Origin of the sequence: Mesorhizobium sp. M7A.F.Ca.AU.002.02.1.1, assembly GCF_003998535.1 — a bacterium.
Classification (GTDB): Bacteria; Pseudomonadota; Alphaproteobacteria; order Rhizobiales; family Rhizobiaceae; genus Mesorhizobium; species Mesorhizobium ciceri.
In genome coordinates this window covers 1-9,363 of sequence record NZ_RZPB01000170.1, presented here as the reverse complement: position 1 = coordinate 9,363, position 9,363 = coordinate 1, and the positions used below count along the sequence as shown (strand labels likewise).

Genomic DNA, 9,363 nt, shown 5'->3' with positions numbered 1-9,363 from the left:
GCAGTGAGGCGATCAGTTCCTGCGGGTATCACTGGAGATGTCGGTGCTCATGAGTGTAATCGCTATATCGGCGGCAGGCGTTCTGATGGGACTGCGCTTCAAGGCTCCTGCGCTGATCGCGGCGACTGCGCTGCTTGTGGTCGGAAGCTTTGCCTGGAATGGGCTCGGGTTGCCGGGCTACGTGACCGTCACTAAGTTCCTGATACTGTCATTCGTCTTGGCTGGCGCCTATATCATCGGTCTGTCCCTGTCCGTCCACCGGAAGCGCAAGGAAAGGTGACACGGCGGGACTTCAGGAAGCCCGGTCGAAACGTATGACTGCGAAAACCGTCCTGAACAGGATCACGATATCGAGCCAAACCGACCAGTTCCGCACATACTGGCAGTCCAGCTTCACGCGGTTGGCGTAGTCCATGCTGCTTCTTCCGTTCACCTGCCACAGACCGGTGAGCCCGGGCTTTGCCCGAAGGTATTCCCCTAAGTGGTCGCCGTAGCATTTTAGTTCGTCCTTGACGATGGGCCTTGGACCCACACAACTCATGTCGCCGCGGATGATGTTGAACAATTGCGGGAGTTCGTCGAGGCTCGACTTACGCAGCATCCACCCAAGCACCGTGACGCGGGGGTCGTTCCTGATCTTGCGGGTCTCCTCCCATTCCAACCTGACTTGAGGGTTGCTGTCGAGAAATGACTTCAGAACTTCGTCCGAATTGGTGACCATCGAGCGGAACTTGTAGCAATCGAATGGCTTTCCGCCAAAGCCGATGCGGCTATGCGAGAACACTGCCGGGCCTCCTGCCGTCATCCTGATCAGCAGAGCAACGACAATCATTACCGGCGCGGCAACCATAAGCGCCGTGAATGCTACTACCAGATCCATGATGCGCTTCAGGAGACCGCCCACAGGAGGGTTCGTCGTTCCCAAGCTGAGCGCGGGCGAAAGGTCCGTCAACACTGCCCCGGCACCGTTGTTGTCGGATGCGGGAAGGACGTGCAGGACTGCCGTTCGGCTGTCGGACGGGATAGGCAGAGATGGCTGAACCCAGATCGGGGCTGCCTGATGTGACTCGAAGGCGTTCGTTGTCATGGAACAATCGCTGTTTCGACTTGTTGTTGCACTCTTCCAAGGTCGGAGGTTGTCGACAAGAAGGGCAAAGGAGGTAGCGTGACGCTCAGGGGCTATCCCCCTAATCCCAAGGAATGATCCTCCTAGACTTTTTGCAACTTCCGAAGGAGAATGTCTCGCTACGGTTTCATGCTTTGCGGCGCTTGGGCGCGCGGACCCTGGCCAAGAGTACGCCTAGTATCGGGGTCCTGCAGGCCTGCAACGTCTTGACAAGTTCCTGCAGCGTCTGGACCTGTGTCTTGCCCCACTCGGCAACGATCACCACGCCGTCCAGGACAGATCCGACAATCAGTTCGTCGGCACCCGAGGCAAGCGTCGGCAGGTCGAGTATGACAATGTCGTAGGCAGGAAGTCCGTTGGCGGCAAGGTCACTAGCGGCTAGCTCCGAGAGGAACGCCTCCATCTTGCTAGGCGCCAGGAGGTGTCTGGCGTCCACGGTCGAACTGGAAAGGATGTCGAACGGCCGCCCCGCAGCACGAACGATGTTGAGACGGACAGGGTCCTGGCACGGTAGGTCGAGGGCTCCCGACTGGCTCAGAAGCCGCGAGGGGGTCATGGTCGGGCGCCGGATGTCGGCGTCAATCACCAGCGTCTTCAGGCCCGACATCGAGTAGAGCGTAGCGAGATTGCTGGCCACCGAACTCTTCGAACCGTCGTTGGATACGGCAGTCAACCCAAGAAACCTGATCGGGCGGCTGGTTTCCGCAAGGCTTATCTCGGTTCGCACTTTTCTCAGGCTATGGCTGTATCGGGATTGCGGAGATCTTGCCACTTGGTCGACAAGGCCCGATCTTCTGCCGATCGGCGGCAGTTCTCCGAGGCATTCGACGCCCAGATTGTCGCGGATCTGTCGTGGCGACCTTATGGTCCAGTCAAACGCGTGCCTTACAAACGCAAGTCCAATACCGAAAATGAGACCGGCAACCACCGCGAAGGCCAGCATCAACTTCGGCCTTGGAGCGCTCGGATTGAGCGGCGCCGTCGCAGCTGTGATGACCCTTGCATCGGCAACCGGATACGACTGTTGGCTTACCGAGTTGGTGTAGGCCTGCAAGAAGCTCTCGTACATCTTCTGGTAGGTTTCAGCCGTCACCTCAAGTTCTTCGAGCGTCGGCTCAGCACTCGTCCCGTCTGCTTTGGCTTCAATGCCGACGCTGTAGTCGTGCCGTGACCGGAACTGCTGCGCTTTTGCCATGGCCTCATTCATTTGAGTTCGCAGCTGCTGAAGCCGCATTTCCAGCCACGCGCCTCCTTCCTTGGCTGCGTCAGTCTTGGTTTCGATCTGCTCACGTACGAAGGCATCGGCCGTGGCGTTCGCAATCCTGGCTGCGCCCTCGGGATCAGGAGAGGTGAAGGATATGTCAATCGCGTAGGAAACGCCGACTCGGCGGACGTCGAGGCCGTTGCGGAAAACCAACATGCTCCGACGGAACTTCTGAAAATCGGTCAGCATGGGGGGTGCGGCAGGCTCGCTAAGAGCGAAATGCTGCAGCCAGGCGCTTTTCCGCAGCCCCAAGGCGTCAAGCAGGACAGCTCCGGTCTTCGTCAATCTGTCCCGCAAAGTCGGAGACTGGGAACGATTGAACTGCGCATCGTCGACGAGTTTCAACTGGTCGAGCACCATCGCTGCGATTTTTTCCGACTGCATTACAGCGATCTGGCTTTCCACCTGGGCAGTATCCAGTGACAGATCCACTTCGCCGCCCTCCTGCAGGTGTTGCGGCAATTTCGGCTCGATCAGAATCTGCGCGCTGGCGATGAAAGTTGGGTCGGTGCTCGAATTGTAAAACCCCGCCAACAAGAGAGCCATGGCAAGGAAGGCAATGATAGTTCCAGCGTAGCGGCGCAGAAATTCGGTAATGTCGGAGAGCCCAATGAACTCTTGGCCGGCGGAAGCCTGCTGGTCCGTCATCGAGGGCCATTGATTGGTGAACATGCGATTCATTCAGCTTCTCCTGCAGGCATACGCAGACACCCAGAGCAGCCCGCTCCATGCAGGCGGCCGTTGCATGCGGCCGGTCTTTGCATTGAAAGCCGAGGCCCCGCGATCCCAGACTGCTGCGGAAGATTACGCCCGTGATCCGGAAGGTAAATGCCGCCAATTGGCGTATGCGAAACTTAGGACCCGTGGGGCGGTAGAACGCGCGGCAGCGCTGCTCTCGCGGCGTCGACAAATGACGTCTGCTGTTCCAGCAAGGCCTGCCGTCCGCGGATGATCGCCAGGTTCTGCTCGAGAGTACCGATCTGCGCGGACATGCGTTCGGGACTCTCGCCATTTTCCATCGCTTCCAGGGCGAACGCAGCACAGTCCGTGACCCTTTCCACGCACGGGCGCAGTACCGCGATTTCATTCTCGATGTCCATCTGAATGACCTCCAGAAGGCGGGTCAGGCGACGGAACCGCCGTTCGTCGACATTCTGGCCGAATGGGAACCTGAATGCGGTCAGCGGCATGTTGCAGCCATCTTTCTCGTTGCACCCGAGAGGGGACGCACCTTGCAGAATACAAGACTCTCATGCTTGCACGAGACATCCTTTCGGTCATCGGCGGGCATGCTCATATTGGATGAGGGGTGGCAGCTAGGGCGATAGGGCTACTCGAATTCATGAAGGCGGCCACGTGCGGCGCGTGTTACGACTGTTGGCGCTAAACTGCGGAGCGGAAATCGTGACCGTGAACATAGTCGGACACGCGAGTCCAAACACATTCGCCTTCAAAACCAGTGCTCCGATCAAAGCCACGGGCTTTCAGGACGGCACCTGGGGCCTGGGCGTCGTCGAACAAAGCGGAGATCGTCCTGGTTGTGGAAAGCCTGTGTCGCCAGAGCGGCGCCGAGAGATACTCGAGGCTCTCGATGGCGTGCTGGGCGGCAATCCAGAGGTCGGAGCCTACAACCAGACATTCTGAGAGGAATTGGACCATGTCTGACCGGATCGTAAGTTTTGTCATGAGCGGGGGGGTCGGCTCACGGCTGTGGCCGCTCTCGCGCGAAGACAACCCCAAGCAATTCCACGATCTTTCGGGGGATGGCTCTATGCTTGCCAAGACTGTTCGTCGCCTTAAGGCGCGGCCGGACGGAGAGACGCCGATCTACCTGATAGCCTCCGAACGGCATGCCGAGCGCGTTATCTCGGACCTAGTACCGCTCGGCCTGAACGGCGGCAGACCGATCTTCGAGCCGGTCGGCCGCAATACCGCGGCCGCCGTCGCCATAGCCACCCTGCAAACGATCTCCGAATATGGAGCCGACGCCCTTGTGCTCGTGGTCCCCTCCGACCATCAGATATCGACGACAACGCAATTCTGGGAAACCGTCAAGGCCGGCGTGCCTGCCGCCGATTCAGGAAAGATCATCGTGTTCGGGATCAAGCCGACGCATCCCGAAACCGGATATGGTTACATCGAGACCACGGCAGATGCTGACGCAGTAGCCTCGGTTTCGCGCTTTGTCGAAAAGCCGAACGCCAAGTCGGCTCGCAAATACATGTCTTCGGGACAATTCTACTGGAACGCCGGCATTTTCCTCTTTCGAGCCGACACCATGCGGGAGGCTTTTCTCGAGTTCCAGCCCGACATCTGGGACGCCGCGGAACGGGCTTACAAGGGAGCGCGGACCGACGTCTCGGGCCTTTATTTGACACAAGGCTTCTACTTGGCCGTCCCCTCGACCTCGATCGACTATGCAATCATGGAGCATGCGCGCGACATCGCAATGGTTAGGGCCTCGTTCCACTGGACCGACCTTGGCTCATGGCAATCCCTAATGGAGGCCAGCCCCACGGACAGCAACGGCAATGTCACAATGGGCGATATCGTCGCCATCGATTGCCAGGACTCTTACTTCAGAAGCCAGGGCAGACTGCTGACCGTCGTCGGGATGAAGGATGTTGCGATCGTGGCGACGCCAGATGCGGTATTCGTCGCACCCGTCAGCCACAGCCAGAACGTGAAAAAAATCGTCGAACAGCTGGAGAAGAGCGGACGCCTCGAAACGAAATTTACTGCCTCCGAAGACCGGATCATCATCAGTGGCTCATGGCGCAAGCGCGTGGAGCACTGGCTCTTCGAAGAAACCCTGCCGCTGTGGTCCACCGCTGGCGTCGACGATGTTTACGGCGGCTTCCATGAGGCCCTGGGCTTCGATGCGAGGCCATTGGGCAAACCCAAGCGCATGCGCACTGCGGCTCGCCAGATTTACGCTTTCGCAGTCGCCAAGGAACGTGGCTGGACTGGTCCGGCGGACAAACTCATCGAACACGGTATCGACTTCATCGCAAGATTCGGCCGCACGAACCGCGGCGGGTGGGTGCGAACTCTCAATGCAAACGGCAGCGTGGCCGACCCGACCGAGGACGCCTACGACCATGCCTGCGTGCTCCTGGCGCTGGCTCAAGCTCATCGATGCGGACACCACGATGCCCTGAAACTGGCACAACAGACGTTTCGTTTCATCGACGCCCACCTCGAGCACGACAGTCTGACCGGGTTCCTCGAGAGCCCCGGCTGGAACGGTGCGCGGTCTTCGAACCCACACATGCACATGCTGGAATCATTTCTTGCCTGGTATGGCGCCACGGGCGACCGTGAATATCTGCGTCGGGCAGCACGCATCATCGATCTCTTCCGGAGCCATTTCTTCGACCAGGAAAGCTGGACGGTTGGGGAACGTTTCGACGCCGATTGGTTGCCGTTGCAGGGAGATGAAGGACAGTGGACCGAACCGGGGCATCACTTCGAATGGGCTTCGCTCCTTGTCGATTTCGCACGAGCGAGCGGCCAGAAAGACTTGGTCGCCTACGCAAGGAAGCTCTATTCATCGGCGGTCGCCAGTGGATTGAACCGGACAACAGGTCTGGCTTTTGCTGCCGTATCGCGGCAGGGAATCCCTCTCGACCGGCTCTCCCGCAGCTGGCCGCAATGCGAAGCCGTCAAGGCAGCCGTAGCCTTGGATGGCATTGGCGGGCCTGACCTGAAAGCTGAGATCGAAGCCCGTGTCGCGCGCCTGTTCAGATGGCACATCGATCCCGCGCCGCTTGGCTTGTGGATCGACAGGATTGACGAGCGCGGAAGGTCACTGGCAACGGAGGTGCCGGCGAGCATCTTCTACCATCTGGTGACGGCATTGATGCAGTATCTGGACAAGACCGCGGGCCAAGTCGAACCTTTCCCGCTTCCTGCTTCGGACGTGAGCAAGACGGGTTTGAGGCAGGTACTGGGTCGCTCCTGATGCGACGATCCTGAGATACGGTGTTCGTGCCGAACCGTGGTTGGCGAAGGTCGTCTGCACCGAACCTTGACGACCGCAGATATCGGCTCCTGGCGCGGCCGCTAAGGCACAGCCTTGGCCGCGCGCACCGGCAACGCTCGCTTTCCCCCGGTCGTCGGCCGCCGTGAGGCTGCCGGTGCTGCCAGGAGTTCCGAGGCAATGAATATGAGGTTCTCGCCGTTGACGAGGCTGTCGATCTTCCTTCCGCTCAAAAGCGAGTAGACGAAAGTGAGGCAGCCTCGGCCGGGAAACATAAAGTCGTGTGGTTCCACGATGATGCACGGCACATGCTTGAGGACCTTGCCGCAGTCTCGCGTTGCCTCCAGCTCCGCGCCTTCAATGTCCATCTTAAGCATCAGCAATTTCGCCTTGGGCAGTCTGGCAAGAAGGCCCCGTAAGGTGACCGACGGCACGCCTTCTCCGTCTGCCACGCCCCGTGCCCACGATGGCCGCTCGCTGTTGACAAGTGCAACTTCGCCCTCGCGGCACCAGAGCGCGCCGTAAACAGACATGATCCGCTCTAGACCGGCGCAGTTCGAGAGTAAGACTTCATGCGTTTGGCGATCCGGTTCGATGGCCATCACCACAGCATCAGGATACTGGTCTCTGAGGAAAATCGACGAGTAGCCAACGTTAGCGCCGGCATCCACGATAACGGGTATGATCCCCCTCCGTCTCCATCCTGCCGCGAGCCGGTTGAGCGCGCTCTGTCCACCCTTTCCAATTTCATATTCGCCGTGCCCAAAAATTTGTGACATGACAAACAAGTCGCTGTCGGTAGGCCTGATCAGCAATTCATGATCGCCACAGCGAACTTTCATCGCCGAGCCGATCCCGAGTGCGCGGCGAAGGAGTACTGAGACCAGTTTCCTCCAGCCGATGGCGCGCGCGAGCCCGTCAATGTGATAGAGCTTGGCGTAGAACGTCCGGTTCATCGTCGCAGTATCACCTGAGGATGTGCCAATCTCCATACACCCTTAGGGAGTAGCCAGGCCGGCTCGCCACCGAAGCAAATTGCCCGCACACACCCCCCGCATGCATATTCCTGCCATCATGCCCTCCCCGGTTCGGTCGTAGGCATGCTTCCTGCGCCGCTTATCAGCAAGGTACCGCAAGGTGATAGGGACGTCGTAGCTACGGCAAATTCGGTAGCACTTGCCTCTGTGTCGCTGCCTCAAAGCGGGATAGTATGCTTTGGGAAGATGCCTGACGCCACATTGAACGACCTCTCCCGATCATGGAAATGCGGTTAATTCGTCAAGGCGTTGTAACTTTGAGACGTGAACCATCTTGTCCGAACGGTTGAGACGCAACGATGGCCAAAAAAAAAGTCCGTGCGAGACCCAGCAGTGACCTTCTGAAACTGCTTGCCACAAGGCCTAGAGCGGTGGCGCTTGCTGCGCTGCACGTGAGTGAATCCGTGCTGCTGGAACTCGAAGCGTCCGAGCTTTTGTCAGCAGCAGAGATTAGAGGGCTACTTAAGGACGCGTCGATGACGTTACGAAATGCCGCCGAGCAAGCGGACAATCGCAGCTGCCTCGTCGCCAGCGAAATAGTCGATTCCATGCGGGAAAATTTCAAGAGAAATAAGACTTAACCTGTCGCCATCGGCCGACCGGGAAAAACTTGTTATCTTCAACCAAAACTGCCGTTGCCACGTCATCGATAGTGCATTGGAGCATATTCTTCACATCAATTTTAATGTACGGTGTATGCGAGGGAGGTAGTTCGGGCAGTAGTTGGGCGGGGTTGCTTCTGAATGACGCCACATCCATTTTTGCGCGGGAATGAAAAACGCCTGTCGTATGAGGACGATACGGCGCTGATCAAAAGGCTGGGATTCACGCCGAAGCGCTATCTGGCGGAGACGGTCATCGTCAATCAGGGCGAGGATTGCGATCGCATGTTCATTGTCGAGTCGGGCTGGGGGTGCATTTCTCATGAACTTGCCGGCGGGCAGCGACAGATTCTAGATTTTGCACTGAAAGGCGACATCGTCCTACCTCAGTCCTACTCGGGCAGGGCTCTTGAAACGTTTGTGGCTCAAACCGAAATTTCAGTTCTGGTGGCTTCGACCAAGACATTTGCCGTTGCGGCCATGCAGTCGCCCCATCTGTTCTCCCTTGTTCTCGAAACCCTCGTGCACAATGCAGCGGTTGTCGCTCAACATCTCACCAATGTGGGACGACGCAGCGCCTTGGCGCGGACGGCGCATCTCTTCCTCGAACTGATGACGCGTCTGGAACGAATCGGCTCTGTCACGCGCAACAGCTATGAATGCCCTCTCACCCAGTACGATCTGGCGGACGCACTGGGACTCACTCCCATTCATGTCAACCGGATGCTGCGGGAACTGCGCGAGCGCAAGTTTCTCGAATTTCGGCAGGGCCACGTTCGTGTGCTCGATCAGCAGGGCCTGACTAAGTTTGCTGGATTCGAGCAGGAATATGTCGACGGTTGAGACGTCCCGGCATGCGATGGCAAGCAATCTTGCTCCCCGGTAGCGGCCATCGGGCAAGATCGAGGACGGGCTTTTCCGGGCAGCATCCACTTTCCGGCGGCGGATCTGTTCCGTGTGGCCCGCTCCCTATCCCGACTGGCGTCCGCTGGCCAGGCGCCGGCCAATTCAATCTCGGTTTCTTGGCGCGATCTCTTCGCGGTTGCCTAAGCGACACCGTCCTTGGCGTTCCGCTGCAGCGGCGAGTCCGCTCGGCCCAATTTGAGGACCACAATCAGGAGCGAGAATTGGTGCTCGCTGCTCGGATCCTAAACAGAGCGTAGCTCTTCCACCAGACCTATGGCCCCCGCAGAGCCAGCCTTCGAGGCAAAATATGAGAGTTCATTCGCGGCTTCCTGAACACCTTGCGCAAATGCTCGCTCGAGCCAAAGGCGGCCTGCTACCGGGTTGTGTTCCCCGGCACGACCATTGCAGAGATAGCCCCCGAGCATGAGCTGGGCATAGCCATGTCC

At 58.7% G+C, this 9,363-nt stretch carries 8 protein-coding genes and 1 pseudogene; 4 read left to right on the top strand and 5 right to left on the bottom strand.

The genetic code is table 11. The features are described from left to right. Nucleotides 1-49 precede the first annotated feature (49 nt). The gene (locus EN879_RS13170; RefSeq protein ID WP_127219079.1) at nucleotides 50-280 is read left to right on the top strand and encodes a hypothetical protein; all 231 of its coding nucleotides are present in this window, start codon (nucleotides 50-52) and stop codon (nucleotides 278-280) included. A gap of 12 nt (nucleotides 281-292) precedes the next feature. On the opposite strand, the gene EN879_RS13165 is transcribed toward EN879_RS13170, so the two are convergent. From EN879_RS13165 to EN879_RS13155, 3 genes are all read right to left on the bottom strand, one after another. Beyond that, on the bottom strand, nucleotides 293-1,087 hold the full coding sequence (locus EN879_RS13165) for a sugar transferase (protein WP_244514449.1): 795 nt from the start codon (nucleotides 1,085-1,087) through the stop codon (nucleotides 293-295). A gap of 166 nt (nucleotides 1,088-1,253) precedes the next feature. Beyond that, complete coding sequence (locus tag EN879_RS13160) at nucleotides 1,254-3,071, bottom strand: GNVR domain-containing protein (RefSeq protein ID WP_063170852.1); 1,818 nt, start codon at nucleotides 3,069-3,071, stop codon at nucleotides 1,254-1,256. Between the two features lie 173 nt (nucleotides 3,072-3,244). After that, nucleotides 3,245-3,580 carry a hypothetical protein gene (locus EN879_RS13155; RefSeq protein ID WP_063170853.1) on the bottom strand — a complete coding sequence of 112 codons (336 nt, stop codon included), beginning with the start codon at nucleotides 3,578-3,580 and terminating at the stop codon, nucleotides 3,245-3,247. A gap of 467 nt (nucleotides 3,581-4,047) precedes the next feature. Here EN879_RS13155 and EN879_RS13150 point away from each other — a divergent pair, with 467 nt between their 5' ends. Beyond that, on the top strand, nucleotides 4,048-6,354 hold the full coding sequence (locus EN879_RS13150; protein ID WP_063170855.1) for a mannose-1-phosphate guanylyltransferase/mannose-6-phosphate isomerase: 2,307 nt from the start codon (nucleotides 4,048-4,050) through the stop codon (nucleotides 6,352-6,354). Between the two features lie 101 nt (nucleotides 6,355-6,455). Here EN879_RS13150 and EN879_RS13145 read toward each other — a convergent pair whose 3' ends face one another. Then, nucleotides 6,456-7,328: an FkbM family methyltransferase gene (locus tag EN879_RS13145; RefSeq protein WP_164774396.1), complete on the bottom strand. Its 873-nt coding sequence runs from the start codon at nucleotides 7,326-7,328 to the stop codon at nucleotides 6,456-6,458. Between the two features lie 380 nt (nucleotides 7,329-7,708). Between EN879_RS13145 and EN879_RS13140 the strand changes: the two genes are divergently transcribed. Beyond that, on the top strand, nucleotides 7,709-7,990 hold the full coding sequence (locus tag EN879_RS13140) for a hypothetical protein (protein ID WP_024505425.1): 282 nt from the start codon (nucleotides 7,709-7,711) through the stop codon (nucleotides 7,988-7,990). 162 nt (nucleotides 7,991-8,152) lie between these two features. Further along, complete coding sequence (locus EN879_RS13135; RefSeq protein WP_024505426.1) at nucleotides 8,153-8,854, top strand: Crp/Fnr family transcriptional regulator; 702 nt, start codon at nucleotides 8,153-8,155, stop codon at nucleotides 8,852-8,854. Between the two features lie 305 nt (nucleotides 8,855-9,159). Here the strand turns inward: EN879_RS13135 and EN879_RS39410 are convergent. Further along, a pseudogene (locus EN879_RS39410) lies at nucleotides 9,160-9,363 on the bottom strand (hypothetical protein); the annotation flags it as partial.

Excerpts from the sequence above, each read along its gene's own strand:
- EN879_RS13170 (WP_127219079.1), top strand. The coding sequence starts at position 50 with ATGAGTGTAATCGCTATATCGGCGGCAGGCGTTCTGATGGGACTGCGC.
- EN879_RS13165 (WP_244514449.1), bottom strand. The coding sequence starts at position 1,087 with ATGACAACGAACGCCTTCGAGTCACATCAGGCAGCCCCGATCTGGGTT.
- EN879_RS13160 (WP_063170852.1), bottom strand. The coding sequence starts at position 3,071 with ATGAATCGCATGTTCACCAATCAATGGCCCTCGATGACGGACCAGCAG.
- EN879_RS13155 (WP_063170853.1), bottom strand. The coding sequence starts at position 3,580 with ATGCCGCTGACCGCATTCAGGTTCCCATTCGGCCAGAATGTCGACGAA.
- EN879_RS13150 (WP_063170855.1), top strand. The coding sequence starts at position 4,048 with ATGTCTGACCGGATCGTAAGTTTTGTCATGAGCGGGGGGGTCGGCTCA.
- EN879_RS13145 (WP_164774396.1), bottom strand. The coding sequence starts at position 7,328 with ATGAACCGGACGTTCTACGCCAAGCTCTATCACATTGACGGGCTCGCG.
- EN879_RS13140 (WP_024505425.1), top strand. The coding sequence starts at position 7,709 with ATGGCCAAAAAAAAAGTCCGTGCGAGACCCAGCAGTGACCTTCTGAAA.
- EN879_RS13135 (WP_024505426.1), top strand. The coding sequence starts at position 8,153 with ATGACGCCACATCCATTTTTGCGCGGGAATGAAAAACGCCTGTCGTAT.